Origin of the sequence: Sodalis sp. RH19 (assembly GCF_047324215.1) — a bacterium.
Taxonomy (GTDB): Bacteria; Pseudomonadota; Gammaproteobacteria; order Enterobacterales; family Enterobacteriaceae; genus Acerihabitans.
Genome location: NZ_CP178734.1, coordinates 2012928 through 2033431, shown reverse-complemented (window position 1 = coordinate 2033431; position 20504 = coordinate 2012928). Strand labels below are relative to the sequence as shown.

21 protein-coding genes are annotated in these 20504 nt (G+C 58.9%); 16 read left to right on the top strand and 5 right to left on the bottom strand.

The features are described 5' to 3' along the window. Positions 1 to 10: 10 nt before the first annotated feature. Both ACL2XF_RS09095 and ribA read right to left on the bottom strand, forming a co-directional pair. Complete coding sequence (locus ACL2XF_RS09095; protein ID WP_410015215.1) at positions 11 to 418, bottom strand: helix-turn-helix domain-containing protein; 408 nt, start codon at positions 416 to 418, stop codon at positions 11 to 13. Between the two features lie 124 nt (positions 419 to 542). Further along, the gene (gene ribA / locus ACL2XF_RS09090; RefSeq protein WP_410015214.1) at positions 543 to 1136 is read right to left on the bottom strand and encodes a GTP cyclohydrolase II; all 594 of its coding nucleotides are present in this window, start codon (positions 1134 to 1136) and stop codon (positions 543 to 545) included. Between the two features lie 270 nt (positions 1137 to 1406). Between ribA and pgpB the strand changes: the two genes are divergently transcribed. The 10 genes from pgpB to ACL2XF_RS09040 all read left to right on the top strand — a co-directional run bounded on the left by pgpB (position 1407) and on the right by ACL2XF_RS09040 (position 12723). Further along, on the top strand, positions 1407 to 2162 hold the full coding sequence (gene pgpB / locus ACL2XF_RS09085; RefSeq protein ID WP_410015213.1) for a phosphatidylglycerophosphatase B: 756 nt from the start codon (positions 1407 to 1409) through the stop codon (positions 2160 to 2162). A gap of 319 nt (positions 2163 to 2481) precedes the next feature. Next, positions 2482 to 3423 carry a D-ribose ABC transporter substrate-binding protein gene (locus tag ACL2XF_RS09080; RefSeq protein ID WP_410015212.1) on the top strand — a complete coding sequence of 314 codons (942 nt, stop codon included), beginning with the start codon at positions 2482 to 2484 and terminating at the stop codon, positions 3421 to 3423. Between the two features lie 45 nt (positions 3424 to 3468). Beyond that, the gene (locus tag ACL2XF_RS09075) at positions 3469 to 4086 is read left to right on the top strand and encodes a DUF2291 family protein (RefSeq protein WP_413728469.1); all 618 of its coding nucleotides are present in this window, start codon (positions 3469 to 3471) and stop codon (positions 4084 to 4086) included. Then, a complete protein-coding gene (locus tag ACL2XF_RS09070; protein WP_413722793.1) occupies positions 4083 to 5603 on the top strand; it encodes a sugar ABC transporter ATP-binding protein in 1521 nt (506 codons plus the stop codon). Before ACL2XF_RS09075 ends, ACL2XF_RS09070 begins: the two co-directional genes overlap by 4 nt. A gap of 1 nt (position 5604) precedes the next feature. Then, complete coding sequence (locus ACL2XF_RS09065; protein WP_410015209.1) at positions 5605 to 6705, top strand: ABC transporter permease; 1101 nt, start codon at positions 5605 to 5607, stop codon at positions 6703 to 6705. Between the two features lie 101 nt (positions 6706 to 6806). Next, positions 6807 to 7637: a transketolase gene (locus ACL2XF_RS09060; RefSeq protein WP_413728468.1), complete on the top strand. Its 831-nt coding sequence runs from the start codon at positions 6807 to 6809 to the stop codon at positions 7635 to 7637. Further along, the gene (locus ACL2XF_RS09055) at positions 7630 to 8574 is read left to right on the top strand and encodes a transketolase family protein (RefSeq protein ID WP_410015207.1); all 945 of its coding nucleotides are present in this window, start codon (positions 7630 to 7632) and stop codon (positions 8572 to 8574) included. The genes ACL2XF_RS09060 and ACL2XF_RS09055 overlap by 8 nt, the downstream gene beginning before the upstream one ends. A 2-nt stretch (positions 8575 to 8576) precedes the next feature. Then, the gene (locus tag ACL2XF_RS09050; protein ID WP_413722794.1) at positions 8577 to 10064 is read left to right on the top strand and encodes an FGGY family carbohydrate kinase; all 1488 of its coding nucleotides are present in this window, start codon (positions 8577 to 8579) and stop codon (positions 10062 to 10064) included. A gap of 19 nt (positions 10065 to 10083) precedes the next feature. Next, complete coding sequence (locus tag ACL2XF_RS09045; RefSeq protein WP_410015205.1) at positions 10084 to 11511, top strand: L-fucose/L-arabinose isomerase family protein; 1428 nt, start codon at positions 10084 to 10086, stop codon at positions 11509 to 11511. Positions 11512 to 11670: 159 nt separating this feature from the next. After that, positions 11671 to 12723, top strand: a complete 1053-nt coding sequence (locus ACL2XF_RS09040) for an alpha/beta hydrolase family protein (RefSeq protein WP_413728799.1) — start codon at positions 11671 to 11673, stop codon at positions 12721 to 12723. Here ACL2XF_RS09040 and ACL2XF_RS09035 read toward each other — a convergent pair. Together ACL2XF_RS09035 and ACL2XF_RS09030 are read right to left on the bottom strand one after the other, a co-directional pair. Next, a complete protein-coding gene (locus ACL2XF_RS09035) occupies positions 12677 to 13705 on the bottom strand; it encodes a helix-turn-helix domain-containing protein (protein ID WP_413728467.1) in 1029 nt (342 codons plus the stop codon). The two genes, ACL2XF_RS09040 and ACL2XF_RS09035, sit on opposite strands and share 47 nt — an antisense overlap. A 23-nt stretch (positions 13706 to 13728) precedes the next feature. Further along, a complete protein-coding gene (locus tag ACL2XF_RS09030) occupies positions 13729 to 14727 on the bottom strand; it encodes a sugar-binding transcriptional regulator (protein WP_413728466.1) in 999 nt (332 codons plus the stop codon). Between the two features lie 291 nt (positions 14728 to 15018). Between ACL2XF_RS09030 and ACL2XF_RS09025 the strand changes: the two genes are divergently transcribed. The 4 genes from ACL2XF_RS09025 (at position 15019) to yciH (ending at position 17644) form a co-directional block, all read left to right on the top strand. Next, positions 15019 to 15324 carry a LapA family protein gene (locus ACL2XF_RS09025; protein WP_410015202.1) on the top strand — a complete coding sequence of 102 codons (306 nt, stop codon included), beginning with the start codon at positions 15019 to 15021 and terminating at the stop codon, positions 15322 to 15324. 6 nt (positions 15325 to 15330) lie between these two features. Then, the gene (lapB, locus tag ACL2XF_RS09020; RefSeq protein ID WP_413728465.1) at positions 15331 to 16500 is read left to right on the top strand and encodes a lipopolysaccharide assembly protein LapB; all 1170 of its coding nucleotides are present in this window, start codon (positions 15331 to 15333) and stop codon (positions 16498 to 16500) included. Between the two features lie 95 nt (positions 16501 to 16595). Further along, a complete protein-coding gene (pyrF, locus tag ACL2XF_RS09015; protein WP_413728464.1) occupies positions 16596 to 17321 on the top strand; it encodes an orotidine-5'-phosphate decarboxylase in 726 nt (241 codons plus the stop codon). Then, a complete protein-coding gene (gene yciH / locus ACL2XF_RS09010; RefSeq protein ID WP_413728798.1) occupies positions 17318 to 17644 on the top strand; it encodes a stress response translation initiation inhibitor YciH in 327 nt (108 codons plus the stop codon). The genes pyrF and yciH overlap by 4 nt, the downstream gene beginning before the upstream one ends. A 159-nt stretch (positions 17645 to 17803) precedes the next feature. Here yciH and osmB read toward each other — a convergent pair whose 3' ends face one another. Then, entirely contained in the window at positions 17804 to 18022 is a 219-nt protein-coding gene (osmB, locus tag ACL2XF_RS09005) for an osmotically-inducible lipoprotein OsmB (protein WP_413728463.1), read from the bottom strand. Between the two features lie 235 nt (positions 18023 to 18257). Here osmB and araD point away from each other — a divergent pair, with 235 nt between their 5' ends. Both araD and kdgT read left to right on the top strand, forming a co-directional pair. Further along, positions 18258 to 18953 (top strand): L-ribulose-5-phosphate 4-epimerase, encoded by a 696-nt coding sequence (gene araD / locus ACL2XF_RS09000; protein WP_410015198.1) that lies wholly within the window; start codon positions 18258 to 18260, stop codon positions 18951 to 18953. Between the two features lie 532 nt (positions 18954 to 19485). Continuing rightward, entirely contained in the window at positions 19486 to 20502 is a 1017-nt protein-coding gene (gene kdgT / locus ACL2XF_RS08995; RefSeq protein ID WP_410015197.1) for a 2-keto-3-deoxygluconate transporter, read from the top strand. Positions 20503 to 20504 lie beyond the last annotated feature (2 nt).

Genomic DNA, 20504 nt, shown 5'->3' with positions numbered 1-20504 from the left:
GGGCCGGGGTTCACCACAGGATATTGTTTTCGGCGGCGGAGATATACCAGTCGACGGCAGAGGCATCCGCGCTTTTTTCCACCAGGGGTTTGTCCGCCTCATCCACGGTTGCGGCTTTTTTGCGGATCCGCAGCGGCGTGTTCGCTTTTTCGCCGCTGACCTGGGCGTTAAAGGCGCGCACTTCGGTGTCGAACAGCACCCCTTCCAACTGATGCAGGCGATTGAGGCCGCGCAGAATGCAGATAAGCGTGCTGAGCGTGACCGAACCGCCCATTTCGGCGCGCTTAATGGTGGCGATGCCCAACCCGGAACGCTCCGCCAGATCAATTTGCGACAGGCGCTGCTCAATGCGCGCATCCTTAATCCGGCAGCAGAGATCGGCAATGATTTCGCTGTCGTTCATGGTACTGAACTTCATGGTTTATAACCCTGTATTTAAAGAGAGTAATATACCTTAATCATGGGCCCGGATTCGGGTGGCCGATCTCATAATCAGGCTCCAGGGGCGCGCCGGATGGCGCGGCCCCATCATCCGCGGGGCGTTATTTAATATCCAGCAAATGACCCATTTTGGTCGCTTTGGTGTTCAGGTAGCGTTCATTTTCCGGGTTGCGCCCGACGATAAGCGGCACGCGCTCGGTAATGTTAATGCCCGCCTCCGTAAGGATTTCCACCTTTTGCGGATTGTTGGTCAGCAAACGTACCGATTCCACGCCCAGCAGTTTGAACATATCGGCGCACAGGGTGAAATCCCGCTCGTCGGCGGCAAAGCCCAACTGGTGATTGGCCTCAACGGTATCGGCGCCTTTATCCTGGAGCGCATAGGCGCGTATTTTATTCAGTAAGCCGATGTTACGGCCTTCCTGGCGGTGATAGAGCAAAATGCCGCGGCCTTCCTCGGCAATGTGGGTTAACGCGGCCTCAAGCTGAAAGCCGCAGTCGCAGCGCAGGCTAAACAAGGCGTCGCCGGTGAGGCACTCGGAGTGCACCCGCGCCAGCACCGGTTCCACGCCGGTAATATCACCGAAAACCAATGCCAGGTGATCGTGTCCGGTCGCTAATTCCTCGAATCCCACCATCAGGAAATCGCCCCAGGGTGTCGGCAGTTTGGCTTCTGCCACACGTTTAAGCTGCATGTTGCTCTCCAAAACTTCTTTATCGTCGCTCATCTCACTCTCGATGATGCCGTCTGACCAAGCATGGTGCGGTCGAGTGCGCGAAGATTCATTAATAGTGCATTTTGCCATAAATTTACCGAAAACTGACGGTTGAAAATCCTGTTTGCTGGCAAAATAGTCATTAGATTGTCACAATTGCTTACCGACCGATCGTTCTTATTAGGAAAATTGCCGCCGCCCTGACGTTAAACTGTTCAGCGGTAAGACATTTAACGGAAAATTATCTTTATGTTTGAAATAGCGAAACGCACCGGCCTGGGCGCGGTAATACTTATGATAATACCACTTTTGGTCTGGGTCAGTGGCTGGCAGTGGCATCCCGGCAATGAGGCCGGCTGGTGGCGGGGTATGTTCTGGATAACCCAAACCGTCAGCGCGCCGTGGGGCATGGTTACCAGCGCGCTGCTGCTGGGCTGGTTTCTCTGGTGCCTGCGCTTTCGCTTAAAGCCCGCCCTCGCACTGGCCTGTATCCTGGGCGTGACGATTTTAGCGGGCCAGGGCCTGAAAACGGTTATCAAGGAGCGGGTGCAGGAGCCGCGGCCCTATGTGCTGTGGCTGGAGAACGCCTTCGCCATCGACGATCGGGCGTTTTATTCGCTCCCGCCTAAAGCGCGCGCGCAATGGGTGAAAAAGGAGCTGCAGAACGAGGAGCAGATCCCGCCGTGGCTGCGTAAGCACTGGCAGCATGATACCGGTTTTGCCTTCCCTTCCGGGCATACGATTTTCGCCGCCAGCTGGGCGCTGCTGGCGCTGGGGCTGCTGTGGCCGCGCCGGCATTTCGCCTCGGTGGCGATTATCATGATCTGGGCGGTGGCGGTCATGTGCAGCCGGCTGATCCTGGGGATGCATTGGCCGCGGGATTTGGTCATGGGAACCGTGCTGAGCTGGCTGATGATAACGCTAGCCTGCTGGCTGGTGCAGCGCTGGATTGGCCCGCTGACGCCGAAAATCGACGAGGCGCGGGATATTAAATCCCGCGCGTAGCCGGCTGCCCCCCCAGCGGCGCGTTCTCGCAAACGCACCCTTGCCGGGAAAAACATAAGCCTCATCGCATGCCGTCCCGTGCCGGCCAGCCTGGCGCGCCACGAGGTCGCGGGCGGGCGGGGGAACCACGCGCGATTCGACCCCAGCGGCATGTTTTCATTTCCCCGCATCCGATGTAATCATCTTGTTGCTTTTTGTGACAGCACTCGCTATTCCCAACAATCGTAATGGACATTATCGCGGGGACTTGCCACACTCCAGTTGAATATAAAATCAAAAGTGAATATATATTCACGTGTATTCATCCAGGAGAACAACAATGAACACCTTCCTACTGAAACCCTGCGTTGCCGCCGTCCTCTTGTCATTATCCATGGCGTCCTTCGCCGCGGATAAAGGCCTGATTGCCATCATTACCCCGTCCCATGATAACCCGTTCTTCAAGGCGGAAGCCGATGCCGCCTCGGCCAAGGCCACCGAGCTGGGATATACCACGCTGGTGGCGTCCCATGACGATGACGTCAGCAAGCAGAACCAGCTGATTGAAACCGCCATCGCCCGTAAGGCCAAGGCAATCGTGCTGGATAACGCCGGGTCCGACGCCACTATCGGGCCGTTGAAAAAGGCCAAGGCGGCCGGTATTCCCGCCTTCCTGATCGATCGTGAAATCAATGCCACCGGCGTGGCGGTGGCGCAGATCGTGTCCAATAACTACCAGGGCGCGCAGCTGGGCGCGGAGAAGTTCGTCAAGCTGATGAACGGCAAAGGCAAGTATGTGGAACTGCTGGGCAAGGAATCTGATACCAATGCCCACGTGCGTTCGCAGGGCTACCACGATGTGATTGACGAATATACCGGGCTGAAGATGGTGGCGCAGCAAACCGCCAACTGGAGCCAGACCGAGGCTTTCAGCCGGATGGAATCCATTTTGCAGGCCAATCCGGATATTACCGGCGTGATCTCCGGCAACGATACCATGGCATTGGGCGCCGAAGCCGCGCTGAAGGCCGCCGGGCGCAAGGACGTGATCCTGGTGGGTTTTGACGGCAGCGATTATGTACGCGACTCGATAATCGCCAAGGGCAATATCAAGGCCACGGTGCTGCAGCCGGCCGCGGCGCAGGCCGAAATGGCGGTGGAACAGGCGGATGTGTACCTGAAGACCGGCAAAGCCGGTAAAGAAGAGAAGCAACTGATGGATTGCGTGCTGATCGACGAGACCAACGCCAAAAACCTGAAGACCTTTAGCCTGAAAAACTAATCACCTGTGGCAAGGGGCCGGACGGCCCCTTGATTGGGAGACGACATGCAGCTCAACGCATTACGCAAGACGGGAATAGGATGTGTGATCCTGCTGCTGCTGACGGCCTGTGACGTGGTCGGTCTGGACAGTAACGGCAAACCTGTTATCCCCGCCGATCCGTCGGCCGGGCCGGATTATTCCAACCAGACGCCGGCGCAAATCGCGCAGGCCTTCTGGGCGCCGAAGGTGCTGCCGGCCGCGCACGCCCAGGCACTTGACTGGACGGCGCTCAAGCAGGCCCAGGGGCAGGTGAAGGGCGTCGACGGCAAGAGCGTCTATACCCGGTTCAGCGGCAAGGTGACCGCGGTGGATGCCGACGGCCTGGAACGCAAGCTGACGCTTAGCGTTAACAACGAGCCGGTTACCCTGCAGTTGGGACCGATTATCAGGGGCAACGCCGTGCGCGATGCCGCCGGTTTTCTTCGTTTTGAGGATTTTAAAAACCAGGTGCAGTTTGCCCAGGTGGCCAAGGCGCTCAATAAGCAGGCGTTAAGCGGCCTGCCGGCGGTGGATGGCGGCTGGGTCGGGCAGCAGGTGGACGTGCTGGCGGCGGTGACACTGCGCGCGGACAGTATTGATGACGCCGTGGCGCTGGAGCTTAAATGGGGGACGGCACAATGAGCGAGACACCGGACATCATTTTACGCGCCAAGGGCATCACCATGCTTTATCCCGGCACGCTGGCGCTGGATAATGTGGACTACAACGTCTATCGCGGCAAGGTGAATGTGATTATCGGCGAAAACGGCGCCGGTAAATCAACCCTGATGAACGTACTGGCCGGCGTGCAGCAGCCTACCTCCGGCCAGATGCTGCTTAACGGCGAGCCGGTAAGCTTCGGTAATACCCGGGACGCGGCGGCCAAGGGGATCGGCATGGTGCATCAGGAGCTGAACCTCTCGGAAAACCTGAACGTGGCGGAGAATATTTTTCTCGGACGCGAGCATCAGAAGGGATTATGGCCGATCGATCAGGCCGGGCAGGAACGCATTGCCGCCGAGCTGATGAATCGGCTGGATCAACCGATCTCGCCGCGCGAACTGGTGGCCAACCTGAAGGTCGGCCAGCAGCAAATGGTGGAGATTGCCAAGGCGCTGGCGGAACAGGCGGATATTCTGATCCTTGACGAACCCACTTCGGCGTTAAGCAAAACCGAAGTCAACGTGCTGTTCCGGGTGATCCGCGAGCTGACGCGCCAGGGAGTGACGATTATCTATATCTCCCACCGCTTGGAAGAGCTGATGACCATCGGCGATTACATCACCATTCTGCGCGACGGGCGTTTCCAGGCCGAGGCGCGGGTCAGCGAAATCGACGTGCCCTGGATCGTGCGGGAAATGCTGGGAGGTGACCCTGTCACAACATTTCTCAAGCCGGGCCGCACTTTTGGCCTGCCGGTGTTGCAGGTCGATCATATTACCAGCGTTAACGATGCCGGGCATCCCGTGGTCAACGACGTGTCCTTTAGCGTGCGCGCCGGCGAAATCGTCGGCATTTACGGTCTGATGGGCGCCGGCCGCACCGAGCTGTTTGAATGCCTGCTCGGCACGGAAAAAAACTATCTGGGCAAAATCTGGCTGGGGGATTTGCCGGTGTCGACGCGTATGCCCACCGCCAACCGTATCAAGCTCGGCATGAGCCTGGTGCCGGAAGATCGCAAAAAAACCGGCATTTTCCCGGCCTCGAGCGTCGCGGTCAACCTGACCATTGCCAGCCTGTGGCGCCGCTTGCAGCACGGTTTCAGCATCATGCGCCAGCAGGAGCAGCAGGCGGTGGCCACCACCATCGGCAATCTGTCAATCAAGGTCTCGTCGCCGGATGTGGAGATCCAGGCGCTGAGCGGCGGCAATCAGCAAAAGGTGGTGATCGGACGCTCGCTTTTGACCAACCCGAAACTGCTGCTGCTGGACGAACCCACCCGCGGCATCGACGTGGGCGCCAAGGCGGATGTGTTCGAGATGATGGTGGCGTTGTCGGAGAAGGGCATCGGCATTTTGTTCTCCACCTCGGATTTGAAAGAAATCATGGCGGTCTCCGACCGTATTCTGGTGATGTCGAACGGTAAATTGACGGCCAATGTCGAGCGTCAATCGGCCCAGGAATCGGCATTGGTCTCGGCGAGTGCAAAAGGGTTTTGATATGAAAGCAACCAACACCGCGACATTAGCGCCCCTGACGGGCACCCGGCGTTTTCGCTCGCGCGAAAATATGCTGCTGCTGCTGCTTAAATTGCGCACTTTTATCGCGTTATTCCTGATCCTGGGTTTTTTTACCACCACGGTGCCCGGATTTCTCGAGACCGGCAGCATCATCATCATGATGAAACACATCTCGATTAACGCCTTTTTGGCGCTCGGCATCACGTTTGTCATCATCACCGCCGGCATTGATCTGTCCATCGGCGCCACCCTCGGCCTGTGCGGCATGTTCGCCGGCTGGATGCTGACCCAGGGCATCGTATTGCCGATGTTCGGCATCGCCATATTTCCCAGCGTCTGGGTGATCGTCCCGGCGGTACTGCTCCTGGGGGGCCTTATCGGCGCCATTAACGGCTGGATTATCACCCGCTATAACGTCGCGCCCTTTATCTGCACCCTGGGCACCATGTACATCGTGCGCGGCGCGGCGATGCTGCTCTCCAACGGCGAAACCTTTCCGGGACTTGACGGCAACCCGCGCCTGGGCAACACCGGATTTGATCTTATCGGCGCGGGAACGCTGTTCGGCGTGCCCTACAGCATCTGGATGATGTTTGTGCTGGCGCTGGCGATTGCCTATATCGCCCGCCGCCTGCCGTTCGGCCGCCATGTGTACGCCATCGGCGATAACGAGCGCGCCGCCGAGCTGTCCGGCATCAAGGTCAAGCAGGTCAAGGTCTGGGTGTACACCATCTCGGGGCTGTGCGCCGCCGTGGCGGGGATCGTGGTGTCCTCGCAGCTGGTGGCCAGCCATCCCGCCACCGGCACCGCGTTTGAAATGAACGCCATCGCGGCGGTGGTCCTGGGCGGCACATCCCTGGCCGGCGGGCGCGGCACCATCGTGGGCACCCTGATCGGCGCCTTTGTCATCGGCATCCTGGCGGACGGCCTGGTGATGATGGGCGTCAGTGAATTCTGGCAAATGGTCATCAAGGGCATGGTCATTATCGTGGCGGTGATTATCGATCAGATGCAAAACCGCATGCAGCGCAAGGCGGCCATTGTCTCGCAAAAAATCATTAAAGAGGGCGCGCCTGAATAACGCTACGCCCGCATCGCGGCGGGTAGCGTTTTTTTTGGCTTATTCGAATAAATATTCTTTTATGCGTAAAAATTCGCTTCAAGCGAAAGAGAGGTAACGTGATGAACTCCTATTCATTATCAGTCGATGAACTGGTCAAGAAGGCGCGTCAGATTCGCCGCCGCATCGTAGCGTTGAACGCCGGAAGCCCGGCCGGCGGCCATACCGGCGCCGACCTCTCCGAGGTGGAAATCCTGACGGCGCTTTATTTCCGCGTGCTGAACTGCGCGCCCGACAGGCTAGACGATCCCGCGCGGGATATCTATATCCAGTCAAAGGGCCACGGCGTCGGCGGTTATTACTGCACGTTGGCCGAAGCCGGCTATTTCCCCATCGATTGGCTGCCGACCTACCAGCATGCCAATTCCCATTTGCCCGGCCACCCGGTGCGCCATAAGACGCCCGGCATCGAACTCAATACCGGCGCGCTCGGCCACGGCCTGCCGGTGGCCGTGGGCATCGCCCTGGCGGCCAAACGCGACCATAGCGCCAGGAAAGTGTTCGCGCTGACCGGCGACGGCGAACTGGCCGAGGGCAGCAACTGGGAAGCGGCGCTGGTGGCCGCCCATTACGGCCTGGATAACCTGGTCATTATCAACGATAAAAATAAACTGCAGCTGGCGGGCCTGACGTGCTCGATCATGAATACCGATCCCCTGGCCGACAAGTGGCTGGCCTTCGGCCTGAACGTGACCGAATGCGCCGGCAACGATATGCAATCAGTCGTGGATACGCTGGAAAACCTGCCGGCCAACGGCAAGCCTAACGTGGTGATCGCCAATACCGAAAAGGGCGCGGGTATCTCTTTTACGCAGGGACGGGCCGAATGGCATCACCGCGTATTCAAAGGGGATGAAATCACTCAGGCGTTGGAGGAATTAAAAGATGAGTAATGCAGAACATTTGGCAAGCGTGATGGTGGAGCAGCTAATCAAGGCGGTAGACAATGGCATGGACGTGGTGCCGGTGCTGGCGGATTCCACCTCCACGGCCAAGATCGGCCCGTTTATCGCGCGGTTCCCGGATCGCATCGTCAACGTCGGCATCGCCGAGCAAACCATGGTGGGCACCGCGGTGGGGCTGTCCATCGGCGGCAAGATTGCCGTGACCTGCAACGCCGCGCCGTTCCTGATTTCCCGCGCCAACGAGCAGGTCAAAATCGATGTCTGCTATAACAACTGCAACGTCAAGCTGTTCGGGCTTAACGCCGGCGCCAGCTATGGGCCGCTGGCCAGCACCCATCATAGTATCGATGATATCGCGGTGCTGCGCGGTTTCGGCAATATCCAGATCTTTGCGCCGTCGTCCCCTGAGGAATGCCGCCAGATTATCGATTATGCCCTGTCTTACGTCGGGCCGGTCTATATCCGTCTTGACGGCAAAGCGCTGCCCGCGCTGCACGATGCCGGTTACCGTTTTAAACCGGGACAAATCGACATGCTGCAACACGGCGGCGACGTGGCGCTGGTGGCCATGGGCTCGACGGTGCACGAGGCGGTGGAGGCCGCCGGTCTGCTGGCGGAGCAGGGCATTTCTGCCGCGGTCGTCAACGTATCCTCTATTCGCCCGTGCGATACTCGCCAACTCCTGGCGCTGTTAAAAGAGAGTCAACGGGTGATTACGCTTGAAGAGCACAATATCAACGGCGGCCTCGGCAGCCTGGTGGCAGAGGTGCTGGCCGAGGCGGGCTGCGCCATTCCGCTGGTGCGCCTGGGCATTGGCGACGGCGAGTACGCCATCGCGGCGGACCGGGCGGCGATGCGCGCCCATCACGGTTTTGACGCCGCGGGCGTGGTGCGCACCGCCCTGCGCGTGTGCCGGGGGGCCTGACGATGACGACGCCCATCATCCTCGCCATTGACGAGGGCACCACCAACGCCAAGGCGATTGCCGTCGATCGCGCGGGGGCGATCCTCGCTAAGGCGGCGGTTCCCCTGGTTCTTTACCATCCCCGGCCGGGCTGGGCCGAACAGGATCCCATTGCCATCTGGCAGGCGGTCTGCCAGGCGGTGGCCGCTTGCCTGGCGCAGGTCCCCGACGCGCTGGTAAGCGCGGTGGCCGTCAGCAATCAGCGCGAGTCGGTGATGATTTGGGAACGGGCCTCCGGCACGCCCCTGACGCCGGTCGTCAGCTGGCAGTGCCGGCGCTCGCAGGATTTTTGCCGCGAGCTGGCCGCAAGCGAACACGCATCGCTGATTTACCAGCTCACAGGGTTGCCCATCGACCCGCTGTTCCCCGCCGCGAAAATCCGCGGCATGCTGGCCGCGCTGCCGCAAGGCGTGGAACGCGCCGCCCGCGGAGAACTGTGCGTCGGCACGGTGGATGCCTGGCTGAACTGGCAACTGACCGGCGGCCTGGCGTTCAGCACTGATTACGCCAACGCTTCCCGCACCCAATTATTCAATATCCACGAGCGCCGCTGGGATGAAAGGCTGCTGGCGATTTTTTCGATACCCGCCGCCTGCCTGCCGGCGGTTAAACCTTCGGCGGCGGTGCACGGCCATACCCGCGCCGGACAGGTACCCGGACTGGCGCAAGGCATTCCCGTCGCCGCCCTGATCGGCGATTCCCACGCCGCGCTCTATGGCCAGGGCGGCAACCAGGCCGGCGACGTCAAGGCCACCTATGGCACCGGCTCATCCCTGATGCTGGCGGTGGACGCCGTCGGCGCCGGTGGGGAAGGGTTAAGCGCCACCGTGGCCTGGCATGACGGCGAAATCCGGTATGCGCTCGAAGGCAATATTACCCACACCGGCGCCGGGCTTTCCTGGGTGGCGCAACTGCTCGGCGTGACGTCGCTGACGCGGCTGTCCGAGATGGCCTTAAGCCCGGCGGGCAACCAGGGCGTGTTTTTTGTCCCGGCGCTGTCCGGCCTGGGCGCGCCCTACTGGGACAGCCGGGCGCGCGGCCTGATCTGCGGGCTGACCGATGCCGCCACGCCGGACGTCCTGGCGCGGGCCGGGCTGGAATCCATCGCCTATCAGGTCGCCGATGTGTTTTTTGCCATGGAACGGGCCGCCGGAAGACGGCTGCCGGCCTTGCGGGTGGACGGCGGCGCCACGCAAAACCGCTGGCTGATGCAGTTCCAGGCCGATTTATTGCAGCGCCGGCTGATCCGCAATCTGAACGCCGAGGTATCGGCGCTGGGCGCCGCCTACCTGGCGGGCAGGACACTGGGCTGGTGGCCTGATAACCAACATATCGCGGCGTTGCCCCGAGAAGTGGAATACATCGAACCGCGCGCCGAGACCGCGGAGATGCGCGAGAACTATATCCTCTGGCAAACGGCCGTCGCGCGCGCCCGTTATCAGCCGGACTAACCCTATCTGGAGTAAAGCAATGTCGACAAAAATAATTGAAAATCTGACCCTGGCCGTGATCGTCGGCAATCGGGGATTTTTTCCCAGCTATCTGGTGACGGAGGCGCGTCGCGACGCGGCGGCGGTATTCGAGCGCTTGGGCATCAATATCGTCTGGCTGGACGAAACCCAAAGCAAACTGGGCGGGGTGGAAACCTGGCAGGACGCCAAGGCCTGCGCGCAGCTGTTTCGCCAGCGACGCGACGACATTCACGGCGTGGTGGTGCTGTTGCCCAACTTCGGCGACGAAAAAGCGGTGGCGGACGCGATTCGCCTGTCGGGGCTGACCGTGCCGGTGCTGATCCAGGCCGAGCAGGACAGTCTGGATAAAATGGGGCTGGCAACCCGGCGCGACAGTTTCTGCGGCAAGATTTCGCTGTGCAACAACCTGCGCCAGTGCGGCATTCCGTTTACCCTGACCCAACGCCATGTCTGTACCGTGGCGGGCGACGCGTTTGCCCAGGACCTGCGTCAGTTTACCCAGCTTTGCCGGCTGGTACACGCCATGAAAGGCGTGCGTATCGGCGCCATCGGCGCGCGTCCCGCCGCCTTCAACACCGTGCGCTACAGTGAAAAATTGCTGGAGCGCATGAACGTCTCGGTGGAAACGCTGGATTTATCCGAAATTTTTACCCGCGTCGGCAACCTGGCCGATAACGACCTGCGGGTGGGAGAAAAGCTGGCGCTGTTAAAAGACAACGCGGATACCGGGGCCATTCCCCCGGAAAAACTGCATACCATGGCGAAGCTGTTCGTGGTGATAAGCGAATGGGTGCAGGCGAATGATATCGACACCACCGCCATCCAGTGCTGGACGTCGTTGCAGGAAAATCTCGGCATCAACGTGTGCTCCATCATGAGCGTCATGTCGGGGCAGTTGATGCCCAGCGCCTGCGAAGTGGACGTGATGGGGGCGCTGTCGATGTACGCGCTGGCCAGCTGTTCGCTGTCGCCCGCCTCCATCGCCGACTGGAATAATAACTTCGGCGATGAGCAGGACAAATGCGTGCTGTTCCACTGCGGCAACTTCCCCAGTGAAAGCCTGGAAAACCCGGCCATGGGCACGGCGGACATTATCGGCACCACCGTCGGCTGCGAAAATACCTGCGGCGCGGTGCATGGGCGCATGAAGGCCGGCCCCTTGACCTATTTCCGTCTGTCGTCGGATGATTTTACCGGTAAGGTCCGGGCTTACGTCGGTGAAGGCTCGGTGGTGAACGATCCGCTTGATACCGTCGGCTGTCGCGCGGTGGTACAAATTCCGGCCATGGAACCGTTGCTGCGCCATATTTGCGAGCAGGGCTTCGAGCACCATGTGGCCATGAACCATTCGGCCACCGCGGCGGTGCTGCATGAAGCCTTTACCAAGTATTTGGGCATAGAGTGTTACTGGCATGCCAGACCCTAACTCACCACCGGCTGGGCAGGGAGGCCCGGCGATGGCCGGACGTTAGGAAAGGGTAATAAAATAATCAGAATTCACGACCTCGATCGTGTTCCGGGGCGCCCTGATACCGAACTTCATAATATAACTGCGGCACAATTCATCACCGCAGGGTCATTAATGATGTTCATCAGAGGGTTTCTTTTATTGTCTGCTTTGCTGTTGTGTATACAGGTGCAAGCAGCCCCGGGCTTTCGTCAGCTACCGTTGTCGGACCAGAAGGGGGACGCGCTGAATGTGGCGGTGTGGTATCCGGTTTCTTCCGCGGGAATAACGGAATCGGCCGGGGATAATCCCGCTTTCATCGGCGTTGCCGTCATCCGCGATGCGCCGCCCGCGCCAGGCGCACACCCTCTCCTGGTTATTTCACACGGTTACAATGGCAACTGGCGGAATTTGTCCTGGATTGCCGCGGCCATGGCGGCGCAGGGATATATTGTCGCCGCCCCGGATCATCCGGGGACCACCACCTTTAATCAGAATCCTGCAGACGCTAAACAGCTGTGGCGGCGTCCGCGCGATCTTAGTGCGGTTATCGACCTAGTCATTCACTCTCCCGGACTGTTCGGGGCAACGGACAAAGACCGGATTGCCGCGTTGGGGCATTCCCTGGGAGGATGGACCGTCATGTCGCTGGCGGGGGCACGCTTTGACCCTGCCCGGTTTTTGCACGACTGCCGGCAACACCCACAACGGGGCGACTGCCGGTTAACGGACAAGCTGGGCATCGATGAAGCGTTGTCGCAGGAAAAATTATCTGCAGATCACCGGGATGCAAGAATCAGAGCCGTCGTGTCTCTCGATCTCGGACTGGCCCCCGGGTTTACCCCCCGCAGTCTGCATGATATTAGCCTGCCTGTCCTGATCCTCGCGGCCCAGATGGACCAGCTGGCGGCGTTGCCAGCCGAAGAGGAATCAGGGTACCTTGCCGCCGCAATGCGTCCGCAATGGAGACAATTCGACATCATTGATGGGGCTACCCATTTCAGTTTTATGTCGTTGTGCAAGCCCGGCGCTGAAACGCTTATCAATGAAGAATCCCCTGGCGATGGCATCGTCTGCCGGGACGGTAGCGGAGCAAGCAGGTCTGGTATTCATCAGGCGCTGGTGGGTAAGATCAGTGCATTTCTCAATGCGTCGCTTGATTATCATGCGCCCGCTGGCGAAACACCGTAGGAGACACGCCGGAAACCCGCTGAAATTCGCGGTTAAAATTAGATTTAGTCATAAATCCTGACTCCAGCATGATATCCGTAACGGGCATCGGGGTGCTTAGCAGCAGTTCCTTTGCCCGTTCAACCCTGAAACCGTTGATCCACTGCGATACGTTGCACTGACTTATCGCATTTACCGCACCTGAAAGCTGCCGCGCGGGCACACCTGTTTTCCTGGCCAGAAGACTGAGTGTGAGATCGGGATTGAGGTAGATTTGCGATTCACGCACCTGTTTCTCCAGCAGGCGATATAGTCCCGCCAGTTCTCCCGCGGGTAGCACGGCGCGTGCAGGTGGCGTTGCTTCCCGGGCAGCCGATCCGGATAGCGCCGCCGTACTTCTCGCACTGACAATGGCAGCCCCGATAAGCGGCAGCAGCATGACCTGAAAAATAACAACCATAACAGGAGCCTGTTTGCCGCCGGTGATGCTGAAGTCAAATGACACCGCAAGATCTGTCAGCGCGGATAGGCACAGGAAGCAGCCGGCGAAAAAAGCCATCCTTGTGGTATGCGATGACTCGCCCAGTCGGCTCAGCGTGAAGTTATGCTCTCCCTGCCATGCCATACGCAACAAGCTGCATCCGTAGCCGGCAAATAGCATAAACAAGATAAAATCTGTCGCTGCCGGCCAGAATATCCTGATAAAAAAGGCGAGGGTAGCAGGGACGAACAGCAGTAGCCAATGACGTTGCCTGTTGATTTCAGTCATTGAGATGAAGCTGTGCCAGGCGACAGGCGGCAAAAGCAGCGCCAGCCCCGACTGGATATTCCTCAGCATGGCGGAATGATATTCCCAGCGCAGCGTACTTACAGACAGGAGGACTATGCAGGCAACCAGGAAACGTAGCGTACCGCCGTGGCGTTGTTTTTTAGGAAACAGCGCCAGTCCCAGTAAGAAAAGCAGCGCGGATACAGTAATAACGGGAAAGGGAATAGAAAGCATGGCAGCGGCACCACAACAGAAAGTTACCGGGAATATTTACACACATCGGGCCACGGGGCAATGACGCGCCCGCGGGCTATACCAAGCTGTTCCGCCACCAGGCGATCCGTTATCAGCACATCGATATACCGTCCTTCCAGCGCACCCTTAATCGCGGCGACCTTTTCCTGTCCGCCGGCCAGCGCCACCACCCGCGAGCATTGCCGCACCTGCGGCAGCGGCATGCCGATGACAGGATCCTCGTCGTCCTCGAGCACCGCCTCGCCCCGGGCGTTGAAATAATGCAGGCAGATATCGCCCACCGCGCCGCGCTCCGCCAGCAGGCGCAGCATCTTTTCGTGATAGTAGTTGCCGGAATTCATCAACAGCTGCGACGGCTCCAGGGCGCCGATGCCGACCAGCGCCACGTCCACCTCGCCGAACTTGGCCACCACATCCGCCACCTCGCTACTGTTGACCAGCCGCATACGGTCCTCCACCGAGCGCTCGATACTTTGCGCCGGCAAAAGATAGGCCTTGCAGTTGAGCTGATCGGCCAACAGCTGGGTGAGCAGGGTGGCCTGAACGTTGCCGTTGGGGCCGACACCGCCCAGCAGTTGGATAACGCCGCTCGCCTTGACCGCCAGAGGATGAAGGTTGTCCACCATTTCCCGCAGCGTGCTGCTCCACGACGAAATGCCCACCAGGTCGTCCGGCCGGATGCTGGTCTGCATATAATGCGCCGCGGCGGAACCGATGGCCTGCTTGATTTGCTGCGCCCCGGCGTTATCGGGCACATCCACCACGATGGCCTGGTCGATGCCGTAGCGCTGCTGGATGGCCGACTCCAGGCCCATAAACATATTCGGCGGTTGCACCACGCTGATTTTCACCACGCCGTCCTTGATGCAGCGGGTGATGGCGCGGGAAACGAAGGATTGCGACAAATGCAAGGCGGCGGCGATATCCGCCTGTTTTTTATTTTCCGTGTAATATAACGTCGCAATTTTAACCAATAAACGCTGTTCGTCTTGTCTGGACATGCGGCGTTCTCCAACGGGTCCCTTTCATGCTTACATTTTTATGCATAACTGAATAAATAACAAGCTGTGCATGATCTTGCGGTTGGGTTTTCTGCCGGCGGCACCTATAGTTTTAAGACCGGCTTCATGAATCGGGCAGGCGCAGACGGTTTCCAGGAAGGTCGGCAACAGATAATGCCGTTATGTTGTCTACAGCATTTCCTTCGTAACGCGGGAAATGCTAATTTATACCATCTTGGCGCCGGTTTATGGACGCGGCCCATCCGAATAACGTGGTTTGCGGGAAAAAATGTGAAATATGCTCTGATATTTTTGCTGGTTCTGGTGATTTTTATTATTTCTTTCACCTTTGGAGCCCATAACGATCAGGTGGTGACCTTTAATTATTTACTGGCCCAGGGGCAATACCGGGTATCTACGTTGCTGACGGTCCTGTTTGCGATGGGATTTATCCTCGGCTGGGTGATCTGCGGCCTGTTTTATCTGCGCGTGCGTCTGGCCTTGTTGCGCGCCGATCGCAAAATCAAGCGTCTGGAGCAGCGGCCGGCGGCCGGCGCCGACATCGCCACGACCGTACCCACAGCCGCGAAGGAATAACCGGTTATGCTAGAGCTGCTGTTTCTGTTGTTGCCCGTGGCGGCCGCATACGGCTGGTACATGGGGCGCAGGAGCGCGCAGCAGGATAAACAACAGGATGCCAACCGCCTGTCGCGCGAATATGTCGCCGGGGTCAATTTCCTGCTGTCCAACCAGCAGGATAAGGCGGTGGACCTGTTCCTGGATATGCTCAAGGAAGACAGTAACGCCGTGGAGGCCCATCTGACGCTGGGCAACCTGTTCCGCTCGCGCGGCGAAGTGGATCGCGCCATCCGTATTCACCAGGCGTTGATGGAAAGTACCGCCCTGAGTTTTGAACAGCGCCTGCTGGCCATCCAGCAACTGGGCCGGGATTACATGGCGGCGGGTTTTTACGATCGCGCCGAGGAAATGTTCAACCAGCTTATCGAGGAAGAGGACTTCCGCACCGGCGCCTTGCAGCAATTATTGCAAATTTACCAGGCCACCAGCGAATGGACCAAAGCCATAGAAACGGCCGAAAAGCTGGTCAAGCTGGGTAAGGATCACCGGCGCATCGAAGTTGCCCATTTTTATTGCGAACTGGCCCTGCAGGCCATGGGCAGCGACGATCTGGATAAAGCCATGGCGTTGCTGAAAAAAGGCGCGGCGGCCGATAAGAACTGTGCGCGGGTGTCCATCATGATGGCGCGTATTTTTATGGCGCGGGAGGATTACCCGGCGGCGGTGGCCGTATTGCAACGGGTGCTGGATCAGGATAAAGAGATGGTCAGCGAAACCCTGCCGATCCTCCAGACCTGCTACCAGCATCTGGATCAGCCGCAGGCCTGGGCCGATTACCTGCGGCGCTGCGTCGAGCTGAATACCGGCGCGGCGGCTGAGCTGCTGCTGGCCGACGTCATTGAGCAAAACGATGGCACCGAGGTCACCCAGATCTATATCAACCAACAGCTGCGCGAGCACCCCACCATGCGCATGTTCCACCGCTTGATGGATTTCCATCTTAACGAGGCGGAAGACGGCCGGGCCAAGGAGAGCCTGCAGGTGCTGCGCGATATGGTCGGCGAGCAAATCCGCACCAAACCCCGCTATCGCTGCATAAAATGCGGTTTTACCTCCCACAGCCTTTACTGGCATTGCCCTTCCTGTAAATCCTGGGCCTCCATCAAGCCGATTCGCGGCCTCGACGAGCAATAAGCCGGCCTTGACGGCTAGGCATTTGCCCCGGCGGCAGGTAACATATCGCCATAAATCAAGGCTGCCCCGCTAAGGCATTATTAAAGGTTCTCGTCATGACAAGCGATCTTATATCAACCCCCTCGCCGGTGATCGTCGCCCTGGATTATGCCGACCGTAGGCAGGCGCTCTCCTTTGCCGACCAGGTTTCCCCCCACGAGTGCCGCCTGAAAATCGGCAAGGAAATGTTTACCCGGTTTGGCCCCGAGCTGGTGCGTGAACTGCGGCGCCGGGGATTTGATGTTTTTCTCGACCTGAAATTCCATGACATCCCCAATACCGTGGCCAAGGCAGTGGCGGCGGCGGCGGAGCTCGGCGTGTGGATGGTAAATGTCCACGCCTGCGGCGGCGAACGCATGATGAGCGCGGCCAAAGCGGCGCTTGCGCCCTATGGCGACCAGGCGCCGCTGCTTATCGCCGTCACCGTGCTGACCAGCATGGCCGATGCGGATCTGACCGGCCTGGGCATTCCTTATACCGCCGCCGACTATGCCGGGCGCCTGGCCGAGCTGGCGCAACGCTGCCATCTGGACGGCGTGGTCTGTTCGGCCATGGAGGCGGCGGCGTTTAAAGCCCGTTTTGGCCGCGATTTTCGCCTGGTGACGCCGGGCATACGCCCGCAGGGCAGCGACGCCTCCGATCAGCGGCGCATCATGACGCCACTGCAGGCCCGGCGCGCCGGGGTGGATTATATGGTCATCGGCCGCCCCATAACCCAAGCCGCCGATCCGGCCGCCGCGCTGCAGGCCATTTTACGCCAATTGCAAACGGGAGAAGCCTGATGGACGACAACAGCCGGTTGGTTTATTCCACCGACAGCGGGCGCATCGACGACCCGCCACAGACCGCTCCGCGCCCCGCCGGGGACGGTATCGTACGTATCCAGCGCCAGACCAGCGGCAGGAAAGGCAAGGGGGTTTGCCTGATCACCGGGCTTGCGGGGGACGATAACGCCCTGGCCCTGCTTGCCGCAGAGCTGAAGAAAAAATGCGGCTGCGGCGGCGCGGTTAAACAAGGGGTTATCGAAATCCAGGGCGATAAGCGGGAGTTGTTAAAACAATTGCTGGAAGCGAAGGGACTGAAGGTAAAACTGGCCGGAGGCTAGCATCGGCGGATGACGGTGATGCGCGGCGGCATGTGATGCCGGCGGGTGGCGAGGGGCACGCCAAGCACGCGCGCCTGACTACGGCGGTCATACCGGCGCCGACGGCGCCGGGAACGCGTCCCTCAATGGGGGATGAAGCTTTACCCGTCCGTGAGGGTATTAATGAACCTGATGGCCGATAATACCGCCGACCGCGGCGCCGCCTACCGTGCCCAGTCCGCTGCCATTGGTGAGCACCGCGCCGCCCAGGGCGCCGGCGCCCGCGCCGATGGCGGTGTTACGGTCACGTTTTGACCAGTTTGAGCAGGAACTTAGCGACAAGGCGAGGGTGACCGCTAATACTACGGCGGCAATACGTTTTGTTGAATTATTCGTCATCGTCAACTTCTCCATAGGTGTCAATAATAAGTATTTATTATAGTACCGACTCGGTTGTTTAGCTTGTATTGCTATAAATAAAGTCATTCGCTATGACGGGGCCGAAAGCGGACCGGTCAGGGCACGCTAAAACGGGGCAATAGCAGAAGACAACCGGATCTTCAGCCGTTTTGACCATACCGGTGGCGTCCGGCTGCCGGGACAATGTCCTCATGGCGTTTCTGAGGACAACACAATGCTTAACGAATTAAAAGAACAGGTTCTGGCGGCCAATCTGGCTTTGCCGCGCCATCATCTGGTGACCTTCACCTGGGGCAATGTCAGCGCGGTCGATCGCGGGCAGGGGCTAATGGTGATCAAACCCTCCGGCGTCGGTTATGAAGCCATGACCCGCGACGATATGGTGGTGGTGGAGCTGGAGACCGGGCGCGTGGTCGAAGGCGGCAAAAAGCCGTCATCGGACACCGATACCCACCGGGTGCTTTATCTTGAGTTCGCCGGCATCGGCGGCATTGTCCATACCCACTCCCGCCATGCCACCATCTGGGCCCAGTCCGGCCTGGATATCCCCGCCTGGGGCACCACCCATGCGGATTATTTTTATGGCGCCATCCCCTGCACCCGTTTGATGACGGAGGCGGAAATCCAGGGACGTTATGAATGGGAAACCGGCCGCGTGATTGTAGAAACGTTTAAAACGCGCGCCATCGAACCCACCGCCATCCCGGCCGTGCTGGTCAACTCCCACGGTCCGTTCGCCTGGGGCAAAGATGCTGATACGGCGGTGCATAACGCCGTGGTGTTGGAGGAGGTGGCCTATATGGGTATTTTCTCGCGTCAGTTGACGCCGCAACTGCCGGCCATGCAGCCGGAATTACTGGATAAGCATTATCTGCGTAAACATGGCAAGAATGCCTATTACGGTCAATAGCCCTGCTTTACGACACCCGCTTGGTCCCTGGTGATTAATTAACCATTGGCGGAGTGGGTGTTATCATTATTGTATTTAAATTAATTAATATAATAATTATTGTTTTATATACGTATATAATCCGCATTATTTTTCACTTCGGCTAAATACTTTCCTCAGGCTTTTTGTCAAGCGCCATGCTTTCCCCTCCCTGGTGTTATTGATGCGCCGCGCCGCGCCGTTGTCTACACTTAGCCCGGAAAACCCGCGCCAGCCGGCGCGACGCCTTGCCGCGCCGGCTGGCAGATAGTTATCTTTACCAGAACGATGGCGGAAACGTGATCTTCATCTCATTTTGAAACCTTATATCCATTCAATTAAAATGATCTTCTTTTAAAAAAGAAACATTGTTTCATTTTATGCTCCAGATCACTGTATTACAGGATGTAACCGGTTACTTTAACGCTCAACTGACCCCGTCAATGAATGGGGCATGGCCACGGAACGGCGCCCTACGACTCATGGGAATACTTCGAACTTAGGTGGAATCACGATGCAAATCAAACGTGCAATTGACAAAATCCCTGGTGGTATGATGCTCGTGCCGTTATTTATCGGCGCGTTATGTCATACTTTTGCCCCGGACGCGGGTAAATATTTCGGATCATTTACCAACGGCCTGATCTCCGGCACCGTGCCTATTCTGGCGGTGTGGTTTTTCTGCATGGGAGCGTCAATTAAACTCAGCGCCACCGGCACCGTTTTGCGTAAATCCGGTACGCTGGTGGTAACCAAAATCGCCGTTGCCTGGGTGGTCGCCGCGGTAGCGTCACGTTTACTGCCGGCCAACGGCGTGGAAATCGGCTTCTTTGCCGGCTTATCCACCCTGGCGCTGGTCGCCTCCATGGATATGACCAATGGCGGGCTGTACGCCTCCATAATGCAGCAATACGGCACTAAGGAAGAGTCGGGGGCATTTGTCCTGATGTCGCTGGAATCCGGCCCGTTGATGACCATGATTATTTTGGGCACCGCCGGTATCGCTTCTTTCGAGCCGCATGTGTTCGTCGGCGCGGTGCTGCCGTTCCTGATTGGGTTTGCCCTGGGCAACCTGGACCCGGAGCTGCGGGATTTCTTCAGCAAAGCGGTGCAGACGCTGATCCCGTTCTTCGCCTTCGCACTCGGCAATACCATTAACCTGAACGTCATCGCGCAAACCGGCCTGCTGGGCGTGCTGCTGGGCGTTTCGGTTATCATCATCACCGGTATTCCGCTGATCCTGGCCGATAAGTTTATCGGTGGCGGCGACGGTACCGCGGGTATTGCCGCCTCCAGTTCCGCCGGGGCCGCGGTGGCCACGCCGGTGCTGATTGCCGAAATGGTGCCGGCCTTTAAGCCGATGGCGCCGGCGGCAACCGCGCTGGTGGCCACCTCGGTGATTGTTACCTCAATACTCGTGCCGATTATCACCGCGCTGTATTCCAAACGCGTGAGAAAAGGCCATGTCAGCCTGATGGATGAAGAACTGGCCGCGCAGGCCGCGCTGAAATCCAATGCCGCCGAAAGATAACG

Excerpts from the sequence above, each read along its gene's own strand:
- ACL2XF_RS09035 (WP_413728467.1), bottom strand. The coding sequence starts at position 13,705 with ATGCTTTCTATTCCCTTTCCCGTTATTACTGTATCCGCGCTGCTTTTC.
- kdgT (WP_410015197.1), top strand. The coding sequence starts at position 19,486 with ATGCAAATCAAACGTGCAATTGACAAAATCCCTGGTGGTATGATGCTC.
- ribA (WP_410015214.1), bottom strand. The coding sequence starts at position 1,136 with ATGCAGCTTAAACGTGTGGCAGAAGCCAAACTGCCGACACCCTGGGGC.
- lapB (WP_413728465.1), top strand. The coding sequence starts at position 15,331 with ATGCTAGAGCTGCTGTTTCTGTTGTTGCCCGTGGCGGCCGCATACGGC.
- ACL2XF_RS09075 (WP_413728469.1), top strand. The coding sequence starts at position 3,469 with ATGCAGCTCAACGCATTACGCAAGACGGGAATAGGATGTGTGATCCTG.
- ACL2XF_RS09055 (WP_410015207.1), top strand. The coding sequence starts at position 7,630 with ATGAGTAATGCAGAACATTTGGCAAGCGTGATGGTGGAGCAGCTAATC.
- ACL2XF_RS09040 (WP_413728799.1), top strand. The coding sequence starts at position 11,671 with ATGTTCATCAGAGGGTTTCTTTTATTGTCTGCTTTGCTGTTGTGTATA.
- ACL2XF_RS09080 (WP_410015212.1), top strand. The coding sequence starts at position 2,482 with ATGAACACCTTCCTACTGAAACCCTGCGTTGCCGCCGTCCTCTTGTCA.
- ACL2XF_RS09070 (WP_413722793.1), top strand. The coding sequence starts at position 4,083 with ATGAGCGAGACACCGGACATCATTTTACGCGCCAAGGGCATCACCATG.
- ACL2XF_RS09095 (WP_410015215.1), bottom strand. The coding sequence starts at position 418 with ATGAAGTTCAGTACCATGAACGACAGCGAAATCATTGCCGATCTCTGC.
- ACL2XF_RS09060 (WP_413728468.1), top strand. The coding sequence starts at position 6,807 with ATGAACTCCTATTCATTATCAGTCGATGAACTGGTCAAGAAGGCGCGT.
- osmB (WP_413728463.1), bottom strand. The coding sequence starts at position 18,022 with ATGACGAATAATTCAACAAAACGTATTGCCGCCGTAGTATTAGCGGTC.
- pyrF (WP_413728464.1), top strand. The coding sequence starts at position 16,596 with ATGACAAGCGATCTTATATCAACCCCCTCGCCGGTGATCGTCGCCCTG.
- ACL2XF_RS09030 (WP_413728466.1), bottom strand. The coding sequence starts at position 14,727 with ATGTCCAGACAAGACGAACAGCGTTTATTGGTTAAAATTGCGACGTTA.
- ACL2XF_RS09065 (WP_410015209.1), top strand. The coding sequence starts at position 5,605 with ATGAAAGCAACCAACACCGCGACATTAGCGCCCCTGACGGGCACCCGG.
- ACL2XF_RS09045 (WP_410015205.1), top strand. The coding sequence starts at position 10,084 with ATGTCGACAAAAATAATTGAAAATCTGACCCTGGCCGTGATCGTCGGC.
- ACL2XF_RS09050 (WP_413722794.1), top strand. The coding sequence starts at position 8,577 with ATGACGACGCCCATCATCCTCGCCATTGACGAGGGCACCACCAACGCC.
- araD (WP_410015198.1), top strand. The coding sequence starts at position 18,258 with ATGCTTAACGAATTAAAAGAACAGGTTCTGGCGGCCAATCTGGCTTTG.
- pgpB (WP_410015213.1), top strand. The coding sequence starts at position 1,407 with ATGTTTGAAATAGCGAAACGCACCGGCCTGGGCGCGGTAATACTTATG.